This is a genomic window from Sphingomonas sp. P2_B6 (assembly GCF_056404755.1).
In genome coordinates, this window is record NZ_JBFUDK010000012.1 from 39101 (window position 1) to 61937 (window position 22837).

General features: G+C 66.8%; 25 protein-coding genes. 8 read left to right on the forward strand and 17 right to left on the reverse strand.

Annotated features, from left to right (window positions below; translation table 11 throughout):
• Positions 1-6: 6 nt before the first annotated feature.
• Positions 7-1317: a patatin-like phospholipase family protein gene (locus tag AC1DX5_RS16635; protein ID WP_478016434.1), complete on the reverse strand. Its 1311-nt coding sequence runs from the start codon at positions 1315-1317 to the stop codon at positions 7-9.
• A gap of 207 nt (positions 1318-1524) precedes the next feature.
• On the opposite strand from AC1DX5_RS16635, the gene AC1DX5_RS16640 reads away from it, so the two are divergent.
• From AC1DX5_RS16640 to AC1DX5_RS16655, 4 genes are all read left to right on the forward strand, one after another.
• The gene (locus tag AC1DX5_RS16640; protein WP_478016435.1) at positions 1525-3252 is read left to right on the forward strand and encodes a hypothetical protein; all 1728 of its coding nucleotides are present in this window, start codon (positions 1525-1527) and stop codon (positions 3250-3252) included.
• Between the two features lie 134 nt (positions 3253-3386).
• Positions 3387-3770 (forward strand): hypothetical protein, encoded by a 384-nt coding sequence (locus AC1DX5_RS16645; RefSeq protein ID WP_465176182.1) that lies wholly within the window; start codon positions 3387-3389, stop codon positions 3768-3770.
• Positions 3771-3824: 54 nt separating this feature from the next.
• Positions 3825-4949, forward strand: coding sequence for a zinc metalloprotease (locus tag AC1DX5_RS16650; protein WP_478016436.1), 1125 nt, complete (start codon positions 3825-3827; stop codon positions 4947-4949).
• Positions 4946-6301: a hypothetical protein gene (locus tag AC1DX5_RS16655; RefSeq protein WP_478016437.1), complete on the forward strand. Its 1356-nt coding sequence runs from the start codon at positions 4946-4948 to the stop codon at positions 6299-6301. Before AC1DX5_RS16650 ends, AC1DX5_RS16655 begins: the two co-directional genes overlap by 4 nt.
• Before the next feature lie 39 nt (positions 6302-6340).
• On the opposite strand, the gene arsC is transcribed toward AC1DX5_RS16655, so the two are convergent.
• From arsC to aroQ, 5 genes are all read right to left on the reverse strand, one after another.
• On the reverse strand, positions 6341-6679 hold the full coding sequence (arsC, locus tag AC1DX5_RS16660) for an arsenate reductase (glutaredoxin) (RefSeq protein WP_478016438.1): 339 nt from the start codon (positions 6677-6679) through the stop codon (positions 6341-6343).
• A 3-nt stretch (positions 6680-6682) separates the two neighbouring features.
• Positions 6683-7345, reverse strand: a complete 663-nt coding sequence (locus AC1DX5_RS16665; RefSeq protein ID WP_478016439.1) for a hypothetical protein — start codon at positions 7343-7345, stop codon at positions 6683-6685.
• A gap of 211 nt (positions 7346-7556) precedes the next feature.
• Positions 7557-8909 (reverse strand): acetyl-CoA carboxylase biotin carboxylase subunit, encoded by a 1353-nt coding sequence (gene accC / locus AC1DX5_RS16670; protein ID WP_465172598.1) that lies wholly within the window; start codon positions 8907-8909, stop codon positions 7557-7559.
• A 6-nt stretch (positions 8910-8915) separates the two neighbouring features.
• Positions 8916-9389 carry an acetyl-CoA carboxylase biotin carboxyl carrier protein gene (accB, locus tag AC1DX5_RS16675; protein ID WP_478016440.1) on the reverse strand — a complete coding sequence of 158 codons (474 nt, stop codon included), beginning with the start codon at positions 9387-9389 and terminating at the stop codon, positions 8916-8918.
• 54 nt (positions 9390-9443) lie between these two features.
• Positions 9444-9878 carry a type II 3-dehydroquinate dehydratase gene (gene aroQ / locus AC1DX5_RS16680; RefSeq protein WP_478016441.1) on the reverse strand — a complete coding sequence of 145 codons (435 nt, stop codon included), beginning with the start codon at positions 9876-9878 and terminating at the stop codon, positions 9444-9446.
• A gap of 147 nt (positions 9879-10025) precedes the next feature.
• On the opposite strand from aroQ, the gene thiS reads away from it, so the two are divergent.
• The 3 genes from thiS (at position 10026) to AC1DX5_RS16695 (ending at position 12123) form a co-directional block, all read left to right on the forward strand.
• Entirely contained in the window at positions 10026-11024 is a 999-nt protein-coding gene (gene thiS, locus AC1DX5_RS16685; protein WP_478016442.1) for a sulfur carrier protein ThiS, read from the forward strand.
• Positions 11024-11797 carry an alpha/beta hydrolase gene (locus tag AC1DX5_RS16690; RefSeq protein ID WP_478016443.1) on the forward strand — a complete coding sequence of 258 codons (774 nt, stop codon included), beginning with the start codon at positions 11024-11026 and terminating at the stop codon, positions 11795-11797. Before thiS ends, AC1DX5_RS16690 begins: the two co-directional genes overlap by 1 nt.
• Positions 11798-11952: 155 nt before the next feature.
• Complete coding sequence (locus tag AC1DX5_RS16695; protein ID WP_465176190.1) at positions 11953-12123, forward strand: CsbD family protein; 171 nt, start codon at positions 11953-11955, stop codon at positions 12121-12123.
• Between the two features lie 64 nt (positions 12124-12187).
• On the opposite strand, the gene AC1DX5_RS16700 is transcribed toward AC1DX5_RS16695, so the two are convergent.
• Positions 12188-13834 carry a thiamine pyrophosphate-binding protein gene (locus AC1DX5_RS16700; RefSeq protein WP_478016444.1) on the reverse strand — a complete coding sequence of 549 codons (1647 nt, stop codon included), beginning with the start codon at positions 13832-13834 and terminating at the stop codon, positions 12188-12190.
• 203 nt (positions 13835-14037) lie between these two features.
• Between AC1DX5_RS16700 and AC1DX5_RS16705 the strand changes: the two genes are divergently transcribed.
• A complete protein-coding gene (locus AC1DX5_RS16705; protein ID WP_465172605.1) occupies positions 14038-14355 on the forward strand; it encodes an antibiotic biosynthesis monooxygenase in 318 nt (105 codons plus the stop codon).
• A gap of 433 nt (positions 14356-14788) precedes the next feature.
• Here the strand turns inward: AC1DX5_RS16705 and grxD are convergent, their stop codons facing one another.
• From grxD to AC1DX5_RS16755, 10 genes are all read right to left on the reverse strand, one after another.
• Complete coding sequence (gene grxD, locus AC1DX5_RS16710) at positions 14789-15121, reverse strand: Grx4 family monothiol glutaredoxin (RefSeq protein WP_465172606.1); 333 nt, start codon at positions 15119-15121, stop codon at positions 14789-14791.
• A gap of 14 nt (positions 15122-15135) precedes the next feature.
• On the reverse strand, positions 15136-15369 hold the full coding sequence (locus AC1DX5_RS16715) for a BolA/IbaG family iron-sulfur metabolism protein (RefSeq protein ID WP_372852413.1): 234 nt from the start codon (positions 15367-15369) through the stop codon (positions 15136-15138).
• A gap of 20 nt (positions 15370-15389) precedes the next feature.
• Entirely contained in the window at positions 15390-15713 is a 324-nt protein-coding gene (locus AC1DX5_RS16720; protein ID WP_465172607.1) for a DUF1476 domain-containing protein, read from the reverse strand.
• A 234-nt stretch (positions 15714-15947) separates the two neighbouring features.
• Complete coding sequence (locus AC1DX5_RS16725) at positions 15948-16949, reverse strand: NADPH:quinone oxidoreductase family protein (protein ID WP_465172608.1); 1002 nt, start codon at positions 16947-16949, stop codon at positions 15948-15950.
• Entirely contained in the window at positions 16912-17541 is a 630-nt protein-coding gene (gene leuD, locus AC1DX5_RS16730) for a 3-isopropylmalate dehydratase small subunit (protein ID WP_478016445.1), read from the reverse strand. The genes AC1DX5_RS16725 and leuD overlap by 38 nt, the downstream gene beginning before the upstream one ends.
• Before the next feature lie 106 nt (positions 17542-17647).
• On the reverse strand, positions 17648-19090 hold the full coding sequence (gene leuC, locus AC1DX5_RS16735; RefSeq protein ID WP_465176195.1) for a 3-isopropylmalate dehydratase large subunit: 1443 nt from the start codon (positions 19088-19090) through the stop codon (positions 17648-17650).
• A gap of 69 nt (positions 19091-19159) precedes the next feature.
• Entirely contained in the window at positions 19160-20302 is a 1143-nt protein-coding gene (locus AC1DX5_RS16740; RefSeq protein WP_478016446.1) for an alpha-hydroxy acid oxidase, read from the reverse strand.
• Complete coding sequence (locus tag AC1DX5_RS16745) at positions 20299-20979, reverse strand: Fe2+-dependent dioxygenase (RefSeq protein WP_478016447.1); 681 nt, start codon at positions 20977-20979, stop codon at positions 20299-20301. The genes AC1DX5_RS16740 and AC1DX5_RS16745 overlap by 4 nt, the downstream gene beginning before the upstream one ends.
• 184 nt (positions 20980-21163) lie before the next feature.
• Positions 21164-21694, reverse strand: a complete 531-nt coding sequence (locus tag AC1DX5_RS16750) for a DUF5681 domain-containing protein (RefSeq protein ID WP_478016448.1) — start codon at positions 21692-21694, stop codon at positions 21164-21166.
• A gap of 292 nt (positions 21695-21986) precedes the next feature.
• The gene (locus tag AC1DX5_RS16755; RefSeq protein WP_478016449.1) at positions 21987-22829 is read right to left on the reverse strand and encodes a c-type cytochrome; all 843 of its coding nucleotides are present in this window, start codon (positions 22827-22829) and stop codon (positions 21987-21989) included.
• Positions 22830-22837 lie beyond the last annotated feature (8 nt).

The window sequence follows — 22837 nt, forward strand, 5'->3', positions numbered from 1 at the left end:
ATCGGTTCAGCGGCCACCGGGGGTGGCGGGCAGGTGCTTCATCTCCAGCTCGGACAGCGCAATGAAGTCAGGCCCGTACCTGGCCTTGAACCGCCCCCAATCGGCCAGGCAGTTCATGAAGGTCTTGTCGAACAGCGCGGCCGGGCGGGGGCCGCAGGAAGGGGGAATCACTGGCACTTCGCCGGCCGGGTGCGAGATGTCGCCCGGCTTGGGGCGCGGCGCGTTGAAGCCGTCGGCCGAGATCACGCTGATCGGCCCCTTCGGATAGTTGATGCGCAGGCTCGCGATCGACATCAGCTCGTTCTGGTTCACGATCGTCGAATAGCCGCGCAGGCCCAGGCGCAGGATATCCGGCCTTGCATCGACTTCGGCGATGCCGGGATGGTCCTTGTCATCGGCGTCGCGGAAGACGATCGTCGGGCCGTTGCGGATCACATAGAGGTGCGGCCGGTCGCGGGCATCGGGGCGTGCCAGGAACTTCGTCATCCGCTCGCCGATGCCGGTATCGAACACCGAACTGCGCACGCCGCCATCGGTGTAGCTATGCCCGTCGATCTGCACGGGCGTGAGCCGCACCGGGATGGAGCTTGACGCGATCGCGGCGCCGGCGACGCATTCGGCCACGCGGGACAGCGGCTGGTTGGTGGCGATTGCCTGGCGCACCAGCCGGGTGATGTGCACTACCTTCAGGTCACCGCTGCGCGCTTCGACCGTCGCAACCGACAGGGCGGGGCTGTCGGGGCGGGCGATGCGCAGCAACGGCGATTCCGAGCCATCCGACGGGAGCAGATAGGCCATGACCTTCGCCCGGAGCGGCGTGATATCGTTTTCGGATCCACGCGACAGCATGCGGAGCAGACCGTTCTTCTTCGACAGCTCGCTCTCGTCCTTGATGCGATAGGCGGCCTCCAGGCCCGCATAGTCGTTGGCGGCGATGAACAGCCCCTGCAGCGCCCCCGTGCTCACGCCGGTCACCACCGCCCAGTCCCGCTTGCCGAGCTGGTTCAGATAACCGGCCCCGAACGCGCCCCAGCTGCCGCCGCCGGAGAGCATGAGCACTGGCAATTCCAGCGGCGCAGCGCGCTTGTCCGACAGGATACTGGCCCGCCGGTCCTCCCAGCCCTTGAGCGCCTCGATGATCGGATCGTTCCCGCTGCCATCGATCTGGAAGGACCGGATTCCGCTACAATCCGGCTTGCCGTCCGACCCGTTTGGGCATTCGTCATATCCGGCGTCACGCTGCAGTTCCGCGAAGAGCGGCGTGGATTGATAGCTCTCGATGTTGCCGCTGAGCATGTCGCCGCAGCGAAACTGCATCGGTCGTGCGCCCAGATGGACGCACCCCCCCAAAAGAACCGGGACGGAGATGATTGCCGCGATTCGCATTTCGGTTGCCCCTCTTTGGCGTTAGGAAAGGATTCACTCGTTGCCGGGGGCTTTAAGCGGCGCAGAGTCCGAAAAGCGTGAAACGGGCGTCGCTGCGTAACGGGTTCCGGCATCGGCCGTGGGGGCGGGGAATTGGGGATGCAGCGCTATCGGCTCAATCTGGTGGGGCCCTTCGGGCTTTTTGCGCCCGATGGCAGCCGCATCGAGATCAGCAGCCAGAAAGCCGCCGCGCTCATTGCGATCGTCGTCGTTTCGTCGGGCGGCGTGCGCGCCCGCCGCAAGCTGGAGGCGATGTTGTGGGGGGCTCGCGCGCCCAAACAGGCACAGGACAGCCTGCGCCGCGAACTCTCCAATCTGCGCAGGGTGCTGTCCGATCATGGCGCGAGCGATCTGCTGATCTGCGAGACCAAACGGGTGGCGCTGGCGATCGACCGGCTGGAAGTCGACGTGTTCGCGCTCGGCGTGAGCGCGCCCGATGCCCGCACCCGCTTCGGTGGCGATTTCCTGGAAGGCATCGATCTGCCGGATTGCGACGAGTTCGAGGACTGGCTGCGCGAGGAGCGCGAGCGCGTGCGCGACATGATCGAACTGGCGCTGCCCGAGCCTGCCGAGCCGCTGCCCAGCGCCGACGAGATCTTCGGCGGCGCCGTGCCGACCGCGCGCGAGACCCTGGCATTGGGTACGCGGCCGTTGCCACCGCCCAAGCCGTCGGTTGCCGTCCTCCCCTTTACCGTGCTCGGCCCCGATCCCCAGGCCTGGCTCGGCATCGGGCTGGCAGGTGAGATCAGCGTGTGCCTGAGTGGTTTTCCGCAACTTTTCATCGTCTCCAGCAACGCTTCGCGCCTCCTGGCGGAGGAGGGGCGGTCGCGCCCCGAGATCGCCAGCCGACTGGGCGTGCGCTATCTGCTCGACGGCACGATATTGAGCGACGGCGACAATCTGCGCGTGCTCGCATCGCTGATCGACGGGCTGAACGGCGAGCAATTCTGGTCGGACACCTTTATCGGCCGGATCGACGCCAGTTTCACCTTCCAGCAGGCGATCGCCGGAAAGATCGCACCGCAGATATGGACCAAGGTGGATCATGCCGAACGCCAGCGCAGCCTGCGCCTGACTGGCCCGATCTCCGGAGACTATGAACGTTATTGGCGCGCCAATGCCCTGTTCCGTAGCTGGGAGAAGGAGGCGATCGCCGAGGCGCTCGACCTGACCTTGCAGCTGGTCAATGACGATCCGACCTGCCCTTGGGCCACCTCGCTCGCCGCCTATTGTTGCAGCATCGCCTATCTCATGAACTATTCGCCGGACCGCGAGGCGACGCTGCGCCGGGCGATCAGCAATTATCAGGCCGCGATGCGCTTCGGGGCGGAGAATGTGGAGGCGCTGGGCTATTGCGCGGGCACGCTGATGAATATCGGCGGCGACCTGGAGATGGCCGATCGGATCGTCGCCAAGGCGCTGCATCTGCTGCCGGCGCACCAGCCGACGCTGTTCTGGGGCGGCTGGGTGGACGTGCTGCGCGGCGATGCCGAGCGCGCTTCCGAGCGGTTCGAACTGGCGCTGCGGATCAATCCGGCGACCGGCGCGCTTGGGCAGACGCTGTCGGGCATCGGCTTCGCGGCGCTCCAGCGCGGCACGATCGAGGACGCCTATCACTTCTTCGTCGAGGCGGACCGTGCGACGCCGGGCTTTCCGCCGACGGCGCTCGGCCTGTGCGTGAGCGCCCACTTGCTCGGCAGGCAGGAAGAGGCCCGCACGCTTGCCGCCACGCTGGTGAATGGTCCGGGACTGGCGCTCGCGCGGCAAATGCGCCGACCCGAGCATCGCCAGATGCTGGAGGCCATCTTGCAGGCGGCTGGCGCGTGATCGGGACATTCTGAACCGTTTCGGCGCGAATTCCCTTTTTCACGCTCGGCGAACAGGAATTTCACGCTGCCCGGACCCTGATGGGAGGACTGTCTCCTCGTTGCGATCGACCCGGATCGCGAAGGAGGAAGATCATGCAAGCCATTGTCACGATCACCGCATTGGTGATGGGCGGCCTGTGTTTCGCGCTGTTTCTCTGGTTGAGTGTGAAGGCGCAAACCGCAAGGCCGTCCGAACCGGCCAGGCAGATGGCCGTCAAAGCCCAGGGGCTCACCCCGGTGAGCGTCGGCGAACTCACTGACCTCGTCAAGGCGCTGACGTCGCTGAGCGAGAGCCTGTCCAAGGCGGGGCCTGCGCTTGCCTTGCTGATCGGCTCGATTCTGTTCCTTTCCATCGCCGCGGTCGCCAGCGGCGCGGTCGTCGGCAAGCCCGGGCCTGCGGAGTGCACCGCGAAATGCACGCCCGCCAGCGGTGCACAAGGCAATGCCCTCGCGCCGGCCGAGCCGCCCAGGAAATAGTCCTGTCCGCCGGCGCGTCGTCGGCATCCCAACTTCTTACCACAGGAGTGCGTCATGACCGTTCATACCTGCACGCCCAAGCGCCTGCCCGAAGCGTCGATCGACGGTGCGCTGATCAAGGCCGTCGAGATCAATCTGCGCAACTATTCTCCCGTCACGCGCTTCAAGCGACTGCTCCCCACGCACTACCTCGACCGCGCGTCGCTTTCAATTCTCGTCGAGCGGAAATGGAAGACCAACGGGGTGCGGCTGACCGTCGGATTTCTCGACAATCCCGAGCCGGTGCTGCGCCGGCGCATCCTCGCGCACATGAACGCATGGGGGACGAGCGCCAACGTCGCCTTCACCGAGACCAGCGGCGAGGCCCAGGTCCGCATTGCGCGCGGCGGCGGCGAGGATGGTGGCTATTGGTCCTATCTCGGCACCGATGTCCTGCTGATCGACGCCGACAAGCCCACGATGAATCTCGAGGGCTTCACCATGAACACGCCGGAAAGTGAGTTCATTCGCGTCGTCCGGCACGAGACCGGCCATACCCTGGGTTTCCCGCACGAACATATGCGCCGCGAACTGGTCGAGAAGATCGACCGGGAAAAGGCCATCGCCTATTATATGGCGACGCAGGGCTGGTCGCGCGAGGAAGTGATCGCGCAGGTCCTCACGCCGATCGAGGATGGCTCCCTGCTCGGCACGCCCCGCGCGGACAGCAATTCGATCATGTGCTACCAGATCCCCGGCGCGCTGACGCGGGATCACCATCCGATCCCGGGCGGCGCGGATATCGACACGCTCGACTATGACTTCGCCGCCACCTGCTATCCGCACGCGCCCGCCGCCGCGGCGATGGAGGCGCTGCATGCGCTCACGGCGGCGCGGGACACGGGCGGCGGCGTTGCCGACTTCTCGCAGGCGCAGGCGGAGACCTGCGTGATCGACGGCGTGCTGCGCGTGCCCGCCGAGGAACCTTCGCTGACCGACACGGTCGCGGATGCGTTCGACGATGCGGACAAGGTGCGGGTCCTGCTGAGCTGCGTGCAGGATGTGATCCACGATCTCGGAATCTTCGTCTCGCTTGCCAGCGGCAGCGACGCGGAAATGACCGAACTCGGCAAGGAATCCTATCTCTCCCTCGCCGCCTGGGTGCGCGACCAGGTGCTGGCCAATGGGAAATATCTGTGAACCGCGCGCTGCTCGCCGCCGCCACGGGGCTGGCGATCGCCGCCTCTCCCGCCGCGCAGGCACGCCCGGGGGCCGAGAGGCCGGACCGGAACCTCATCGACAACCTCGCCCCGCTGATCGCGAAGCATTGCACGCCCACCGGCGACAGGCGGGGTGAGATCAAGGCCGCGGCGCTGTACGAGGCGTTGCTGTCGAGCGATGTGGTGACCTTCAAGAACGTTGCGCCGCTGCTGGCGCAACCGGGGAGCGTGCTGGCGCCGCTCTTCATCGCCGGCAAAGGCGATGACCGGGGAGCGTATCTGCTGGTCAGCCGCACGGTCGGCGGCTGGACTGCGCCGACGGAGGAGGGGGCCGGACGCTTCCTGCCGCTCGCCTATGGTGGCATCGAGGTGCAGGCGCGCAGCGGCGGTCCGCTCGGCGCGGCTGACACCGCGGCCGTGCTTGCCGACATTTTCGATCGGAGCGACGCGAACTACCGCTTCCTGTGCATCCCGTCGGCCGAGCACACGCCGCCGCCCTCCGATGGCGGGGGTGTCGGGCAGTTGCTGATCGCCAAGGAGCCGACCGATTTCGCGGCGGCAAAGCTTACCGACCGCCCGTTCGCGGAGTTCGCCTATCTGCGCGACGAGGATGCGGACACTGACACCTATTCATTCTACGGCACGCTCGGCATCGGCTTTGGCGACCGGTCGATCGGTAGAAAGGCGTATGACGCGGGGCGCAGCAAGGTGATGGCGCGCATTCGTCCGCTTGTCTTCACGCAGCTCGAATATGAGAAGGCGAGCGATGCCGCGACGGCAAAGGTCGACAATCTCAATCTCGGTCTGCAACTCGGCGGTGTCGTGCAAACCCGCGGGAAGACCACCGCCAATCACTTCTATGCGCTGAGCGTGCGCTATCTCACCGATACGCGCTTCGACTCCTCGGGCTGGTCCGTCGCCGCCCAATGGACACCGCGCTTTCCCATCCCTGGCAATCTTATCGCCGCGCCGCTGGGCGGCGGCGTCGACTTCTCGTGGAAGCTGACCGGCGTCGGCGATCATGCGGGCTTCAGCGATATCGGCCGCAAGACCGATCTGACAGGCGCACCGCATTATACGCGGCTGGGGTTCGATGCTGCCGCCCAGCTGCGCCTGAAGCTGGCGAACGCGGATATCCTGTCGCTGGCCGGCACCTATGCGCTGCGCGAGAATCTGGAGCGCGGGCTCGGGGATGCCCAACGGCTCGGGCTTCGCCTGACCTTCGCGCCGTCGGACAATCTGTCGATCGGGCTCGGCTATGATCGCGGACGCAATCTCGACACGCTCGAGCATTCACGCACGGTGAAGCTCGTCGTCGGCATCCGCAAATGATCGCACAACCTCTCGATCGGGGCCGCGCACGCGCATCCCTCAGAGAATCTCGCGTACCTTCTCCGGCGGCCGGCCGAGCCGGACACCCTTTTCGGTCTCGACGAGCGGCCGCTCGATCAGGATCGGATCGACCATCATCGCGTCGAGGATCGCGTCGCCCTCGGCATATTTGAGGCCGCGCGCCGCATCCTCGGCCATGCGCAGGCCCTGGCGCGGGGTCATGCCGGCGCGTTCGTACAGCGCGGCGAGCTTCTCGCGGGTCGGCGGGGTCTTGAGATACTCGATCACCTCGACCTCGACGCCGGGCGCCTCCTGCAGGATCGCCAGGGTCTCGCGCGACTTGGAACAGCGCGGATTATGCCAGATCGTCGCCTTCAACTCTCAACTCCCAACCTTCAACTGTCTCGTCAGGCTCACCCACCAGGCGAGCAGCGCGAGCAGCACATAGGCAAGGAGTCCGAGAATGGCGAGCGATGGCGGCGGCGGATCGACGATCGTCGCCGGCTCCGGCCCGAACCAGTTGAACGCCTGGAACGCGGCCATCGCCACGGCCAGCGCCGCGACCGGCATCCACGGCCCGCGCGTCCTGCGGGTGAACCAGGCAAGCGTGCCATATGCGAGGATCAGTTCGAGCGGCATCTCGATCGCCGGATAATTCCACAGGCCCAGCCCGAACGGCGGCGGCCCGCCCGCGAGCGTCAGATCGGGCCGGTGGACCAACAGGTCGATCAGCCAGTGCGAGAACACCACCGCCCCGCCGATCAGCGCTGCCGCATTGCTCCGCATCCACAGCCGGATCAGCAGCGCGAACCCCGCTGACCAGGCCAGCGCGCCGATGAGGCTGTGAGTCCAGGGCATGTTGTACAGGTCCATCGGGTTCATCGCGGTGATGCCGGGGACGAGCCGCATATGCTCCACGCCGAGCAGCACGAAGGAGAAGAAGGCGAGATCGACGAGCTGCGCCGCGACGAACAAGGTGCCCAGCCGCGGCGCCTTCGGCGAGGTCGCCGCCACGAACGCTGCACTGTAATGACCGATGAACATATTTCCCTCTCCCCCTGTGGGATGAGGAGCATTGGGTGAACAGCGCCCCGCGCTGTTCAGGTCATGCCGGGGGCATGACCGACCCGATGCTGGGCCCAAGCGAAGCTTGGGAAGGGTGAGGGGGACACTCGCCTGTGTCCCGAACCTCACTCCCCCTCATCCGGCGCTACGCGCCACCTTCTCCCACAAGGGGAGAAGGTCTCTCCACAACTCAATCCTCCTGCCGCGCCAGCCATTCCTCGAGCCACTTGATCGTATAATCCCCCGCCTGGAAATCCGGGTCCTCGATCAATGCCTGATGCAGCGGAATGGTCGTCTTCATGCCCTCGATCACGAACTCCTCCAGCGCCCGGCGCAGGCGGCGGATCGCGCCCTGGCGGGTGGTGCCGTAGACGATCAGCTTGGCGATCATCGAATCATAATAAGGCGGCACGCGGTAGCCGGCGTAGAGCCCGCTATCGACCCGCACGTTCATGCCGCCCGGCGCATGATATTGCTTCACCAGCCCGGGCGAAGGCGCGAAGGTCCGCGGGTCCTCGGCATTGATGCGGCATTCGATGGCATGGCCGCGGAACACCACGTCCTGCTGGCGCAGCGTCAGCGGATGCCCCTCGGCGATGCGGATCTGCTCGCGCACCAGGTCCAGACCGGTGATCATCTCGGTCACCGGATGCTCGACCTGAAGCCTTGTGTTCATCTCGATGAAGTAGAACTCGCCGTCTTCCCACAGGAACTCGATCGTGCCCGCGCCGCGATAGCCCATGTCGGACATCGCCTTGGACACGATCCCGCCCATGCGCTCGCGATCCTCGGCGCCGAGCACGGGGGAGGGGGCCTCCTCCAGCACCTTCTGGTGGCGGCGCTGCAGCGAGCAGTCGCGCTCGCCGAGATGGATGGCATTGCCCTGGCCGTCGCCGAACACCTGGAACTCGATGTGGCGCGGGTTGCCGAGATATTTTTCCATGTAGACGGTCGCGTCGCCGAACGCCGCCTTGGCTTCGCTGCCCGCCTGCATCATCAGCGTTTCGAGCTGATCCTCGGACGCGCACACCTTCATGCCGCGCCCGCCGCCGCCGGAAGCGGCCTTGATGATCACCGGATAGCCGATCTCCCGCGCGATCGCCTTGGCCTCGACCACGTCGCCGATCGCGCCGTCCGAACCGGGGACGAGCGGCAGGCCGAGCGCCCCCGCGGTGCGCTTCGCCTCCACCTTGTCGCCCATGGTGACGATATGCTCGGGCTTGGGCCCGACGAAGATGATGCCATGCGCTTCGACGATCTCGGCGAACCGGGCATTCTCGGAGAGGAAGCCGTAACCGGGATGGATCGCGTCGGCATGGCTGATCTCGGCCGCCGAGATGATGTTGGCGACGTTGAGATAGCTCTCGGTCGCGGGCGGCGGGCCGATGCAGATCGCTTCGTCGGCAAGCCGGACATGCATCGCGTCGGCATCGGCGGTGGAGTGCACCGCGACCGTCTTGATGCCCATCTCATGGCAGGCACGATGGATGCGCAGCGCTATTTCGCCGCGATTGGCGATCAGGAGCTTCTTGATTTCAGCCATTATGGCTTACTCGACGACCACGAGCGGCTGGTCGAACTCGACCGGCTGGCCGCTCTCGACCAGGATCGCGCGGACGGTGCCGGCACTGGGCGCGAGGATCGGGTTCATCACCTTCATCGCCTCGACGATCAGCAGCGTATCGCCGGCCTTGACCGTCTTGCCGACGCTGATGAACGAGGCCGCACCGGGCTCGGGCGACAGATAGGCAGTGCCGACCATCGGCGACTTGACCGCGTTCGCGGCAGGAACGGCCGCTGGGGCCTCGACCGGCGCGGCGGCGGATGCCACGGGTGCGGCGACAGGCGCCGGCGCGTAATGCGCCGTTGGCGCCGCTGCGGCGGCCTTGCGCGCGATCCTGATGCGCCGTCCGCCGTCCTCGACCTCGATCTCGGTCAGCTGGGTTTCGTCGAGCATCTGCGCGAGCTGGCGGACCAGCTCCACATCGATCCGCATCGGATCGGTATTCGTTTCTTCGGCCATGCGACCCATGATCTCCCTTATTGGGCCAAAAACCCTATTAAGCGGGGCGTCCTGTCAGAGACGGGCGGCGGCATCAAGCGCAAGCAGGTACGAAAGCGCGCCGAAGCCGGCGATGGTTCCCCGTGCGGCACGACCTACCCAGCTCAAATGCCGGAAGTCCTCGCGCTTGTGGGGGTTGGAAAGATGCACTTCGATCACGGGCGTCTTGATCGACTTGATCGCGTCGTGAATCGCGACCGAAGTGTGGGTGAACGCGGCGGCATTGAGGATCACTGCCCTGGCGCCGACGGCCTGCGCCTCGTGCAGCCAGTCGACCAGATGCCCCTCGTGATTCGACTGGCGCACATCGACCTTCAGGTCGAGCTCCCGCGCCCGGTCCTCGAGCTGCCCGGCGATGTCGTCGAGCGTGTCGCTGCCGTAGATCTCCGGCTCGCGCAGCCCGAGCAGGTTCATGTTCGGACCGTTGAGGACGAAGATCGTATCGGCCAAGGAGGAGCCTTTCGGTTGCGGGCAGCGTCTCGCCCTCTATATCGCGGGCGGCCCTTCTTTAGCCGTTCGTGTCGAGCGAAGTCGAGACACAGTGGTGCGGGAACGGGCTTCTCGACTTCGCTCGAAGCGAACGGCTAGGGAAGATCAATGCACACCGATCACACCGTCTCGATCCGCGTCAACGGCGAACACCGCCGCGTCGCCGCGGGCCTCACCCTGGCGCAGCTCGCCGCCGATCTCGGCCTCATCCCCGAAAAGGTCGCGGTCGAGCGCAACCTCGAGGTGGTGCCGCGCTCGACGCTCGGCCAGGTCATGGTTGAGGATGGCGACGAGCTGGAGATCGTCCATTTCGTCGGCGGCGGCGACGTCACGCCGACGCTCGACAGCTGGACGGTGGCCGGCCGCACCTTCCGCTCGCGGCTGATCGTCGGCACCGGCAAATACAAGGATTTCGCCCAGAACGCCGCCGCGCTCGAGGCCTCGGGCGCCGAGATCGTCACCGTCGCGGTACGCCGCGTCAACGTGTCCGATCCCAAGGCGCCGATGCTGACCGACTTCATCGACCCGAAAAAGGTCACCTATCTGCCCAACACCGCCGGCTGCTTCGATGCCGAATCGGCGATCCGCACCCTGCGCCTGGCGCGCGAGGCGGGCGGCTGGGACCTGGTGAAGCTCGAAGTGCTGGGCGAGGCCAGGACGCTCTATCCCGACATGGTCGAGACGCTGCGCGCGACCGAGATCCTGGCGAAGGAGGGGTTCCTGCCCATGGTCTATTGCGTCGACGATCCCATCGCGGCGAAGCGGCTGGAAAATGCCGGCGCGGTCGCGATCATGCCGTTGGGCGCGCCGATCGGTTCGGGGCTCGGCATCCAGAACAAGGTGACGATCCGCCTGATCGTCGAGGGCGCGGGTGTGCCCGTGCTGGTCGACGCGGGCGTCGGCACGGCGTCCGACGCAGCGGCGGCGATGGAGCTCGGCTGCGACGGCGTGCTGATGAACACCGCCATCGCCGAAGCCAAGGACCCGATCATGATGGCCGCGGCGATGAAGGCCGGGGTCGAGGCGGGGCGGCTCGCCTATCTCGCCGGCCGCATGGGCAAGCGCCTCTATGCTGATCCGTCGAGCCCTTTGGCGGGGTTGATCTGATGAAGTCGGTGCGTGTCGGGTTGATGCTGCTCGCGGCGACCGCGCTGTCGTCGTGCGACAAGCCGGAGACCAAATACAACAATGTGCCCCCTTCGGAGGCGCATTCCTGGACGCCGGTGACCTTCAAGGCCGCCGACGACCTCACCATCTTCGCGCGCAGCTACCCGGCGGTTAAGCCCAGGGCCGTGATTCTGCTGTTCCACCAGGCGGACTCGAGCAAGGGCGAATATACCGAGATCGCGCCGCGCCTGCGCGACGCCGGCTATACCGCCATCGCGATCGACCAGCGCTCCGGCGGCAAGCTCTATGGCGATAACGAGACCGTGGCGTTGCTCGGCAAGAGCACTGACTATCTCGAGGCGAAGCCCGACCTGCAGGCCGCGCTCGATTTCGCCAGCCAGTCGAAGCTGCCGGTCATCCTGTGGGGCAGCAGCTACTCTTCCTCGCTGGCCTTCCCGCTCGCTGCGGAGAATCCCGGCAAGGTAAAGGCGATCCTGGCCTTCTCCCCCGGCGAATATTTCCCGGACAAGGCGCTGGTGAAGACGGCGGCGGCCAGGGTCGCCGTCCCGGTCTTCATCACCTCGTCCAGTGATTCCGGGGAGATCGCCGAGGCGAAGGCGATCGCCGCGGCGGTGCCCGGCGGTCGCGCCGAGCAATATGTACCCGCCGCTGGTGTGCATGGCTCGTCGACGCTGATCGCGGCGAAAGACCCCAAGGGCGCCGAGGCGAACTGGGCGGCGGTCATGGCCTTTCTGAAGAAGGTCGCGCCCTAGGGTGCACGCCTCGGCGGCATCTTCCCCCTCTGTTTTCAGTACATTGCGAGGCGGATACGCGATGAGCCGCAGGAACCGCGCGCCCGATCGACCGTTCTTGTTCCGGGAGTGGCTGGCGCCGGCCCTCGGCGCCGCGGACACCAAGGAGCACGGACATGGGTGAACTCGTCGACAAGATCAAAGGCAACGTCAACGAAGCGATCGGCAAGGCCAAGCAGCAGAGCGACAACCCCGCCACGCGCGATGAAGGCGCCGGTCAGGAAGTGAAGGGCAAGGCCCAGCAGACGATCGGCAAGGTCAAGGGCGCGCTCGGCGACGATATCTGACGCGATCCGTTTCGATTGTCTTGAAGGCCGCTCCGGGTGACCGGGGCGGCCTTTTCCATCCTGGTTATCGCTTCCGGATCGCCGAGATCGTCGTGGCGGGCGTGATTGCCTCCAGGTCGGTCTTCAGATGGAGCAGGCGTACCCCGGTCTCCGCCATCGCGCGTTCGAGCGCGGGGGCGAAGGCTTCGGTCGTCTCCACCGTCTCCGCCCAGCAGCCATAAGCCCGGCCGAGTGCCGCAAAGTCCGGGTTGCGCAGCTCGGTGCCGGAAATGCGCCCGGGATATTCGCGCTCCTGGTGCATGCGGATCGTGCCGTAGCCGCCATTGTCGATCACCAGCACCAGCATGTCGGCGCCGTGCCCGACCGCGGTCGCCAGTTCCTGCCCGTTCATCAGGAAGCAGCCATCGCCGGCCAGCGCCACCACCATGCGATCCGGATGCCGTAGTGCCGCGGCGGTGGCGGCCGGCACGCCATAACCCATCGCGCCGGCGGTCGGCGCCAGCTGGCAGCCGGGGCCGGCATAGCGCCAGTAGCGATGCCACCAGCCCGAATAATTGCCCGCGCCGTTGCAGATGATGGTGTCGGCCGGCAGCGCATCGCGCATCGCCGCGACACAGGGGCCGAGATCGAGCTTGATGTCGCGCGGGGCGGGGTTGGACCAGCCGAGCCACTCCTCATGCGCTTCCGTGCCGGCAAAGCCGGGCAGGGCGGCATTGGATGCGGCGAGCGCGGCCGAGAATTCCGCCATGCCCGCGCAGATCGCGAGATCGGCGTGATAGGCGCTGTTCAGCTCGTCCGGGTCGGGATGGACATGGATCAGGACCTGGCCGGGATGATCCGGGGTGATCAGCGCATAACCGTCGGTCGTCGCCTCGCCGAGGCGCGGTCCGACGACCAGCAGCACATCGGCCGCCTTGATCCGCGCGACCAGCTTCGGGCTGGGGCCATAGCCGAGATTGCCCGCCCAGGCCGACGAGGCATTGGGGATCGCATCCTGTCGGCGGAACGCGGCGGCGACGGGAAGGCTCGAGCGTTCGGCAAAGGCCGTGAAGTCTCGCGTCGCGGCGGCATCCCAGCCCGCGCCGCCGATAATGGCGACGGGCGCCTTCGCCCCGGCGAGAAGATCGATCGCGGCCGTGACCGCGTCACTGGAAGCCGCCTGCGCGGGCCGCTCGATCCGCGACCGATCCACCGCGACGACCTCGTCCAGCAACATGTCCTCGGGCAGTGCCAGCACCACCGGCCCCGGCCGACCCGACAGCGCGATACTCCACGCCCGCGCGACATATTCCGGGATGCGCGCGGCATCGTCGATCTTCGCCGCCCATTTCGCGATGGGCCCGAACATCGCCGGAAAATCGATCTCCTGAAACGCCTCGCGGTCCTTCGTCCCGCGATCGACATCGCCGATGAACAGCAGCATCGGCTGCGAATCCTGCATCGCGACATGGACACCGATCGAGGCGTTGGTCGCGCCCGGCCCGCGCGTCACGAAGGCGACGCCCGGCCGCCCGGTCAGGGTGCCGTCGGCGCAGGCCATGAAGGCGACCCCGCCCTCCTGCCGGCACACCACCAGGTCGATCTCGGGCGTATCGTGCAGCGCGTCGAGCACGGCGAGGAAGCTCTCGCCGGGAACGGTGAAGATTCGGTCGCAGCCTTGCGCGACGAGCTGGTCGACCAGGATACGGCCGCCGGAGCGTGAGTTCGTCATGCCGTGATTCCTGGACCGGCCCGCGCCAATTTGCTAGTCCGTGCCGGTCGAAAAGAAGCAGGCCGGTATCGGTAAGCCCGGCCACCGCTCCTTCGGGAGCGCTCTCCGTATCCGCCGAGGCGGAACCCGCGACAGGAAGGGACGCGATACCCGCGTTCCCGGCCTGTCGGGGTGTGCCCCACAGGCCTGTACGGAGAAACGACATGCCGATCATTACCAGCGGAACCGGGGTCATCACCCAGATCAACGTCTTCACCTGCGATCCCGCCAACCAGGCGGCGCTGATCGCCCTGCTCGCCGAGGGCGCGCGATCGGTCAGCGACGTGGAGGGCTGGATGTCGGCCAGCATCCACCGCGGGCTCGAAGGAAATCGGGTGGTGAACTATGCCCAGGTGCGCGACCAGGCGGCGCAGGATCGGGTGATGGCCCGGCTGAAGGCGAGCGATTTCTTCGCGCGCAACGCCGCGCTCGGCACCGCGCATCCCGGGCTGTACGAGGTCGCCGTCACCATCGGCGGTTGAACTGTCGGAAGGGTTTACAGTCGGCGCGGCGCGGGCAGGGGCGTTAACCATCGCCATGCCCGGATGTCCGTCCTTCATCGGGACTGGCACGCCGACTGCATAGTCTGAGGCATGCCGAGCGTTCATCGCTTCAGCAGGACGGGCCGATACTCCCCCCGATCTCGTATCGGTCCGTCCTACCCGGCTTCTCCATATCTCTTGAATGTTCGTGCGGTCATGACGTCATTGGCCAGTCTTTCCCCATTCGCCCTGAGCTTGTCGAAGCCTGTCCTGAGCGCCTGCCTTGGCAGGCAGTCGAAGGGGGCTGTTCTTTCTTCCGTCGAAGAAAAGAGCAGGGCTTCGACAAGCTCAGCCCGAACGGGGGGAGGGTGGCGAATAAAAAAGGCCCCGCACCGGGTTTCCGGTGCGGGGCCTTTCGGTACCGTTCGAAGCCTCAATTCCCCGACGTGACGCCCTGATCTTCCAGAAGCTGCGCGAGCTCGCCGCTCTCGTACATCTCCATCATGATGTCCGAGCCGCCGACGAACTCACCCTTTACATAGAGCTGCGGAATGGTCGGCCAGTCGGAAAACGCCTTGATGCCCTGCCGCACGCCCTGGTCCTGCAGCACGTCGACGCTGTCGAACTCGGCGTTCAGGTGGTTGAGGATGGCGACCGCGCGGCTGGAAAAGCCGCATTGCGGGAAGAGCGGGCTGCCCTTCATGAAAAGGAGAACGTCGCTCTTGGCGACCATCTCGGCGATGCGGGCCTGTGCGTCATCGGTCACTGGTTCTACTCCTGTTACTCGGGAACCGCGGTGGTGAGCTGAAGCGCGTGAAGCACGCCGCCCATCCGCCCGCCCAGCGCGGCATAGACCGCCTGGTGCTGCTTGATTCGGGGCAAGCCCCGGAAACTCTCGGACGTCACGCGCGCCGCATAATGATCGCCGTCACCGGCGAGATCGGTGATCTCGACCCTGGCATCGGGGATGCCCCCGGTGATCAGCGCTTCGATCTCTTCGGCTGCCATCGCCATGGGATTATTCCGCCCCCATCTTATTCGGACTGCATCAGCTGGCGGCGGGCCTCGATCGTATGGTCCTCGATCGCGCGGCGCACCGCCCCCTCGTCGACCTCGACACCCGCGGCGTTCAGGTCGCTGACCAGCTTGCGAATCACGTCCTCGTCGCCCGCTTCCTCGAAATCGGCCTGCACGACTGCCTTGGCATAGGCGTCGGTCTCTTCCGGGGTGAGCTTCATCTGGGCGGCGGCCCATTGGCCAAGCAGCCGGTTGCGCCGCGCCGTGATGCGGAACGCCATTTCCTCGTCGCGCGCATATTTGGTTTCGAAGGCCCGCTCGCGATCGTCGAAAGTGCTCATGGTTGCTCGGTCCCCTTGGGTCTCTCAAATATTACCGCGGAGATAGGGGCGCGGCCGCCATGACGCAACCGCGCAACGGCATGTGAAATCCTCCCCGGAACGGGGAGGGGGACCGCCCGCTTCTTCAGCGGGTGGTGGAGGGGCTTGGAGCGCGGGGCGATCGTTCCGCGCTCCAAGCCCCTCCACCACTTCGTGGTCCCCCTCCCCGTGCCGGGGAGGAATAAGGGAGGAACGTCACTCCGCCACCGTCACCACCAGTTTCCCGATCGCCCCACGCGCCGCCATCTTCGCGATCGCCTTGCCGCCATCCTCGAACGCGAAGGTCTCGGTGACGCGCGGCGCGATGCGGCCGTCCTTCCACAGGCGGAACAGCCGCTCGATATGCGCCTGGTTGGCCTTCGGGTCGCGCGCGGCAAAGGCACCCCAGAACACCCCGCACACGTCGCAGCTCTTCAACAGGGTCAGGTTGAGCGGCAGCTTGGGGATGCCCGCCGGGAAGCCGACGACCAGATAGCGCCCCTCCCAGGCGATCGAGCGCAGCGCCGGCTCGGCATAGTCGCCGCCGACCGGATCGTAGATCACATCGGCGCCGCCCGGGCCGAGCGCTGCCTTGAACTGCTCGGCGAGCGCCCTGGATTGATCCTTGTCGAACGGCGCGCGGGGATAGACCAGCGCGACATCCGCGCCCGCTTCCCGGGCGACCGCGGCCTTCTCCTCGGACGACACCGCCGCCACGACGCGCGCGCCGAACGCCTTGCCCAGCTCGATCGCGGCCAGCCCGACGCCGCCGGCCGCCCCCAGCACCAGCAACGTATTGCCCTCGACCAGATGCCCGCGGTCGAGCAGCGCATGGATGGTGGTGGCATAGGTCAGCAGCAGCGAGGCACCCTCGGCAAAACTGCGGCCTTCGGGCAGGCGGTAGAGCCGTGCCGCATCGACCGCGATCTTCTCGACCAGGCCGCCCGATCCCGTGGTGGCGATCACCCGGTCGCCCACCGCCCAGCCGGTCACGCCGTCGCCGACACTGTCGATCACGCCGGAAATCTCGCTGCCCGGCGCGAACGGCCGGGGCGGCTTGAACTGATATTTGTCCTCGATGATCAGGACGTCGGGATAGTTGATCGAGCAGGCCTTGACCGCGACCACCACCTGGCCGGGCCCGGCCACGGGATCCGGCATCTCGTCGATGACGAGGGTGTCAGGGCCGCCCGGCGCCTTCGACAACAGTGCCCGCATAGGATCGTCCTCCGCTCATCCACGGCCGGTGCTCGTTGACGCCGGACTCGTATTTCGAAATCGCGGTATCCCTTGCCAGCGTAAGCCCGATCTCGTCCAGCCCCTCCATGAGGCACTGGCGGCGGAAGGCGTCGAGCTCGAACGGAAAGCGATCCTGGTAGGGCGTGGTGACCGTCATCGTCTCGAGATCGATCGTCACCGGATCGGTCGCCGCGACCTCGACCAGCCGGTCGACCGCTTCCTGCGGTAGAACCACGGGTACGATGCCGTTCTTGAAGGCATTGCCGGAGAAGATGTCGGAGAAGCTCGGCGCGATCACCGCGACGATGCCCATGTCGGCGAGCGCCCAGGCGGCATGCTCGCGGCTCGATCCGCAGCCGAAATTGTCGCCTGCGATCAGGATCGGGCTGCCGGCATAGCGCGGATCGTCGAAGATATTGCCCGGCTGTGCGCGCACCGTCTCGAACGCGCCCTTGCCGAGCCCCCCGCGCGTCACCGTCTTAAGCCAGTGCGCCGGGATGATGACGTCGGTATCGATGTTCTTCGCGCCCCATGGATAGGCGCGGCCGGAGACCTGGCTGATCGCTTTCATTACCGGACCGCGATCGTTCCGTCGGCCGGTTTCGTCCTGGCCGTCGCGGCATAAGCGGCGATGCCGCTCAGCACGGTGCCCAGGATCAGCAGCACAAGCGCCTTCTTCATGGTCTCGACCCTCCCATCAGGTCGCGGACGTCGCTCAACCGCCCGGTGACAGCCGCTGCTGCCGCCATCGCGGGTGAAACCAGATGCGTCCGTGCTCCTGGCCCCTGACGCCCTACGAAATTCCGATTCGAAGTGGAAGCGCAGCGTTCGCCCGGCGGCACTTTATCCGGATTCATCGCAAGGCACATGGAACAGCCCGGCTCGCGCCATTCGAACCCGGCGTCGACGAAGATGCGGTCGAGCCCTTCGGCCTCGGCCTGGCGCTTGACCAGCCCCGATCCGGGCACGACCAGCGCGCGCACGCCGTCCGCGACATGGCGGCCGTTCGCGACCGAGGCCGCGGCGCGCAGATCCTCGATCCGGCTGTTGGTGCAGCTGCCGATAAAGACATGCTCGACCGGCACGTCCTGCATCGCGGTGCCCGGCGTCAGGCCCATATAGTCGAGCGATTTCCGCGCGGCGGCGCGCTTGGCGGGGTCGGCGAAGCTGTCGGGATCGGGCACCACGCCGGTGATCGCCACCACGTCTTCCGGGCTCGTCCCCCAGGTCAGCGAGGGCGCGATATCGGTCGCGTCGAGGCGCACGGTACGATCATAGGTCGCGGCGGGGTCGCTCCGCAGCGAAGTCCACCAGGCGACGGCCTTGTCCCAGTCCGCACCGGCGGGCGCCATCGGACGGCCCTTCAGATAGGCGAACGTGGTCTCGTCCGGCGCGATCAGCCCGGCGCGCGCGCCGCCCTCGATCGACATGTTGGCAACGGTCAGCCGGCCCTCGACCGACATGGCGCGGATCACTTCGCCGGTATATTCCAGGACATGGCCGGTGCCGCCGGCCGCGCCGATCCTGCCGATGATCGCCAGGATCACGTCCTTGGGGCTGACGCCGAAGCCGAGCGACCCGTCGACGCGGATTTCCATCGTCTTCGACTGAGTCAGCAACAGGGTCTGCGTCGCGAGCACATGCTCGACCTCGCTGGTGCCGATGCCGAACGCCAGCGCCCCCATCGCGCCATGCGCCGAGGTGTGGCTGTCGCCGCAGACCAGGGTGGTGCCGGGCAGGGTGAAGCCCTGTTCCGGCCCGACGACATGGACGATGCCCTGCTCGGGCGCGACCGCGTCGATATAGTCGATGCCGAACTCGGCGGTGTTGCGCTCCAGCGCGTCGAGCTGCGCCGCGCTCTCGGCATCGGCGATCGGCAAGCGCTTGCCCGCCGCGTCGAGCCGCGCCGTCGTCGGCAGGTTGTGATCGGGCACCGCCAGGGTCAGATCGGGCCGGCGCACCTTGCGGCCGCCCGCGCGAAGGCCGGCAAAGGCCTGCGGGCTGGTGACCTCATGGACGAGGTGGCGGTCGATATAGATCAGGCAGGTGCCGTCATCGCGCCGTTCGACGACATGAGCGGCCCAGATCTTTTCGTACAAGGTGAGCGGACGGGAAGCCATGCGGCGGCATCTAGCCCTTTCTTGCGCGCGATCAAGCGCGCGCGGCATTTAGTTACGCATAGCCTGGGTTCACACGCGCGAGCTCGCCGCGGCCTGGGCGTGCGGGAGCAACAGGACGTTCTTGTCCAGATCGTCCACCGTCCGGCACCCCAGCTGCGCCATGACAAGCTCCAGCTCGGCCCGCAGGATATGCAGCATATGCGCGACGCCTGCCATTCCGGCGACGGCAAGCGCGTGCATCTGCGGGCGACCGATCAGGACCGCGGCAGCGCCCAGCGCGAGCGCCTTGGCGATGTCGGTCCCGCCGCGCACGCCGCCATCGAGCAGCAACGGAACCTTGCCGCCGACCGCATCGATCATGCCGGGCATCACGTCGAGTGGCGACGGAAGGCCATCGAGCACCCGCCCGCCGTGATTGGAGATGATCAGCCCGTCCGCGCCCGCCGCGACGGCCAGGCGCGCATCGTCCGCCGCCAGCACGCCCTTGACGATCAGGGGAAGGCTGGTCAGCGACCGCAGCCACGCCAGATCCGCCCATCCCGGTGCCGCGTCGACGAGCGGCGTCCCGAACAGGATGCGGCCCTGCGGCATGCTCGTCTGGCGCAGGCCCGGCATGCCGCGGAGATTGGCGGCGTCCACGCCGGCGGGAAGGGTGAAGTCGGAGCGCTTGATCGACGCATCGACGGTGAGCACGATCGCGTCATACCCCGCAGCTTCGGCCCGCCGTACCAGGTCGGTCGTCCAGCTACGGTCTTCCTGAAGATAGAGCTGGAACCAGAGTGGTGCCGGATCGCTGCCCAGTTCCAGCGCCGCGCCTCGCCCCGCTCCGGCGATCTCTTCCAGCGTGACGCTGGACAAGGTGCTGGCGACCATGCCGATCTCCATCGCCGTCGCGGCGCGGACCGTCGCCAGTTCGCCGTCGGGATGGGCGAGGCGCTGATAGGCGAGCGGGGCGAGCAGGATCGGGGTGGCATGCGACCGCCCGAACAACTCGATCGCGGTGCTCCCGCCGGTCAGGTCCGCCAGGATGCGCGGCAACAGGCGAAGCCGGTCGAAGGCGGCGCGGTTTTCGATGAGCGTGAGTCCCGCCCCGGCGCCGCCCTGGAGATGCTCCCAGGCGGCGGGGTCGATGTGGTGACGGGCCCTCTCCTCATAATCCGTCAGGCTGCGCAGGTCGGGCGGTATCGCGGTGAGCGGCGGCACCAGGGTCATGTGATCGACCATTGACGCAGCAGATTGTGATAGACGTTGGTCAGCCCGTCGATCGACGCATGCTCCGGGTGATCCGCGGTGAGGCGCTGAATGGCGGTGTCGAGGTCGAACAGCAATTTGCGCTGGGGATCGGGCGGCACCAGGCTCTGAGTCCAGAAGAAGGCGGCGAAGCGCGTGCCGCGCGTCACGGGCGTCACGTGATGGAGGCTGGAGCCGGGATAGACGATCATGTCGCCGGCGGGCAGCTTCACCCGGTGCTCGCCGAACGTGTCCTCCACCACCAGTTCGCCGCCGTCATAATCGTCGGGATCGCTGAAGAAGACCGTCGTCGAGACATCGGTGCGCACGCGCGTCGGCGTGCCGGGGATGGGGAAGATCGCACTGTCGACATGAGCGCCATAGGTTCCCCCGCCTTCGTAGCGGTTGAACCGCGGCGGCAGCACGCGCAGCGGCAGCGTCGCCGCGATGAACAACGGGGTCGCGGCGAGCCTTTCGAGGATCAGGTCGCCAAGCGATCGTGCGACCGGATCGTCCAGGGCCAGCTGCAGGTTGTTCTTGACCTGCGCCGCCTGATGCCCGGCGGTCCGCCGGCCATCCTCCCAATCCGCCGCCTCGAGCCGCGCGCGCGCGTCGCGTGCTTCCTCGGCGGAAAACAGGCTGGGAATGTGGAGCAGCATATCGGATCCTTGCGGACACTAGGGTGGGGCCGGGCCATGGCGTCTAGCAGGATTACATCCCTGGCGATTGACGGCCATCAAGGAAAAACGGGCGGCGGGCAATCAGAAGCGGTAGCTGGCCGTCGGCAACGCCGGTCGGCCGTCGTCCGCCCTCAGCCCTCCGCCAATGGCGCGCGGCGCCGTCTCAGGTTTCCGCGTCCCCGTCATCCCGGATCACCACCGCACCCGACCGGCTATCGATGATGATATCCTCCGCATAATGGTCATAAGGGGGGACGTCGTCTTCACTCTCCTCCTTCCATTGGTGCAGCCGCACGGCGACTTCCTTGTCCCCGCGTTCGGCCACATTGTAGATCGCGACCTGCGCGCGCTTCTGCGCCGCCTCCGCCGCCTGCACCATCTCCGCCCAGCGGCGTTGCGCATTCAGGCTGCCCTTCAGGGCCGCCAGGCCGATCGCGCGGAATACCGCCTGGTTCGTCGGCATCTCGATTTCGCTGTCGCCGTCGCATACCGTCACCAGGCCATAGGCTTCGTCCAGGATCATCTGCTGCGTCGGCTCGGCCGCGCCGCGCAGCCGGTCACCCGGTGCACCGGTCCGGCGCGGCCGGCCCGCAGGGTTGCCCGATTGCCCCTTGCGGAAACGATATTCGACCGGCGGCTTGCAACGCCCGATCGCATAGCCCGTCGCACCTGATTCAACCTTCCGCTTCGTCATGGCAGTTTCCCGTCGATGAATGATCGCCGGATAAAAGCCGCTTTGCGCGGACATTTGAATCGAGCCGCTGCGTCACGGCCCGGGCGTTCGCTGTTCCTGCAACGGCCATTCCCTGTTCCGCGCGGCGCTTTCCCTGTTACGGATAACAGGGAAGCGCTCTTTAAGGTACTGATATATTTATGTAATAGTTGTAACAAACCGACGCTGAAAAGGGGAAAAGGTAATGCTTCCCTGTTCCTTCGCTGTTATCGGTCGATAACAGCGAAGGGGAGCGGCACTTTGGCGAGCCCGGCTATCGCGCCGGCACCTTGGCCGCTTCCGCCGTCAGATAGGCCTGGATCGCCGCGATCTCCTGATCGGTCAGCGCGTGCATCCCGGCGACCGCGACCACCCGCATCAGGCCCAGGTCGCGCTTGGAGGCGCCGACGCCGGTGCGCAGCAGGGTGCGGAACGCGGCCGGGTCATAGGCGGCCGCCATCGGCGCCAGCGCCGGCACGATCTGCTTGCCGTCATGCGAGGGCGAGGGCTCGTGCAGTTTGTGGCAGGCGGCACAGGAGATATCGACGAAATATTTGCCGGTATCCGCCGGGCGAGTCCGCACCGAGACATCCGGGAGCTGCACGCTCGGCCGCACCTTGCCGGCAAGCACCAGTCCGCGGCCCAGCGGCCCGAGACTCGTCTTCTCGCGGGAATCGGTCGGCTGCGGCTTGAGCGAGCGGATCCAGGCGATGATCCGCGCGGCGTCGTCGTCCGCCAGATAGGTGTGCGCGTCGGTCGGCATGATGAACAACGCGCTGCCGTCGCGCCGCACGCCATGGCGGATCGCGCGGAGCAGCTCGGCATCGCTGTAGCGCGCCGCCACCCGCGAAAAGGGCGGCGGGGCAATGGTGCCGATCATCGGGTCCTTCAGCATCACCGTGCCGCCGCCATTGGCGCCGTGGCAATCGCGGCAGCCGGTGATCTTGGCGAGCCGCGCGCCCTCGGCGATCGAGGCCGCGTCATGCGGCACCGCGATCGGCGTCAAGGCGACGTCATAGCCGCGCCGCATCTTCCATTCCGATCCTGCGTAGAGGACCATGACCGCCAGCACGACGATCGCGACCAGCCCAAGGACGATACGCTTCACTATCCGCACGAAAAACT

Coding starts and splice junctions, on each gene's coding strand:
- AC1DX5_RS16720 (WP_465172607.1), bottom strand. CDS start 15,713: ATGAGCACTTTCGACGATCGCGAGCGGGCCTTCGAAACCAAATATGCG.
- AC1DX5_RS16725 (WP_465172608.1), bottom strand. CDS start 16,949: ATGCGGGCACTGTTGTCGAAGGCGCCGGGCGGCCCTGACACCCTCGTC.
- AC1DX5_RS16695 (WP_465176190.1), top strand. CDS start 11,953: ATGGGTGAACTCGTCGACAAGATCAAAGGCAACGTCAACGAAGCGATC.
- AC1DX5_RS16645 (WP_465176182.1), top strand. CDS start 3,387: ATGCAAGCCATTGTCACGATCACCGCATTGGTGATGGGCGGCCTGTGT.
- AC1DX5_RS16640 (WP_478016435.1), top strand. CDS start 1,525: ATGCAGCGCTATCGGCTCAATCTGGTGGGGCCCTTCGGGCTTTTTGCG.
- leuD (WP_478016445.1), bottom strand. CDS start 17,541: ATGAAAGCGATCAGCCAGGTCTCCGGCCGCGCCTATCCATGGGGCGCG.
- AC1DX5_RS16750 (WP_478016448.1), bottom strand. CDS start 21,694: ATGACGAAGCGGAAGGTTGAATCAGGTGCGACGGGCTATGCGATCGGG.
- accB (WP_478016440.1), bottom strand. CDS start 9,389: ATGGCCGAAGAAACGAATACCGATCCGATGCGGATCGATGTGGAGCTG.
- accC (WP_465172598.1), bottom strand. CDS start 8,909: ATGGCTGAAATCAAGAAGCTCCTGATCGCCAATCGCGGCGAAATAGCG.
- thiS (WP_478016442.1), top strand. CDS start 10,026: ATGCACACCGATCACACCGTCTCGATCCGCGTCAACGGCGAACACCGC.
- AC1DX5_RS16715 (WP_372852413.1), bottom strand. CDS start 15,369: ATGGCGATGGCAGCCGAAGAGATCGAAGCGCTGATCACCGGGGGCATC.
- AC1DX5_RS16740 (WP_478016446.1), bottom strand. CDS start 20,302: ATGACCCTGGTGCCGCCGCTCACCGCGATACCGCCCGACCTGCGCAGC.
- AC1DX5_RS16690 (WP_478016443.1), top strand. CDS start 11,024: ATGAAGTCGGTGCGTGTCGGGTTGATGCTGCTCGCGGCGACCGCGCTG.
- AC1DX5_RS16635 (WP_478016434.1), bottom strand. CDS start 1,317: ATGCAGTTTCGCTGCGGCGACATGCTCAGCGGCAACATCGAGAGCTAT.
- AC1DX5_RS16700 (WP_478016444.1), bottom strand. CDS start 13,834: ATGACGAACTCACGCTCCGGCGGCCGTATCCTGGTCGACCAGCTCGTC.
- AC1DX5_RS16745 (WP_478016447.1), bottom strand. CDS start 20,979: ATGCTGCTCCACATTCCCAGCCTGTTTTCCGCCGAGGAAGCACGCGAC.
- AC1DX5_RS16665 (WP_478016439.1), bottom strand. CDS start 7,345: ATGTTCATCGGTCATTACAGTGCAGCGTTCGTGGCGGCGACCTCGCCG.
- AC1DX5_RS16705 (WP_465172605.1), top strand. CDS start 14,038: ATGCCGATCATTACCAGCGGAACCGGGGTCATCACCCAGATCAACGTC.
- leuC (WP_465176195.1), bottom strand. CDS start 19,090: ATGGCTTCCCGTCCGCTCACCTTGTACGAAAAGATCTGGGCCGCTCAT.
- AC1DX5_RS16650 (WP_478016436.1), top strand. CDS start 3,825: ATGACCGTTCATACCTGCACGCCCAAGCGCCTGCCCGAAGCGTCGATC.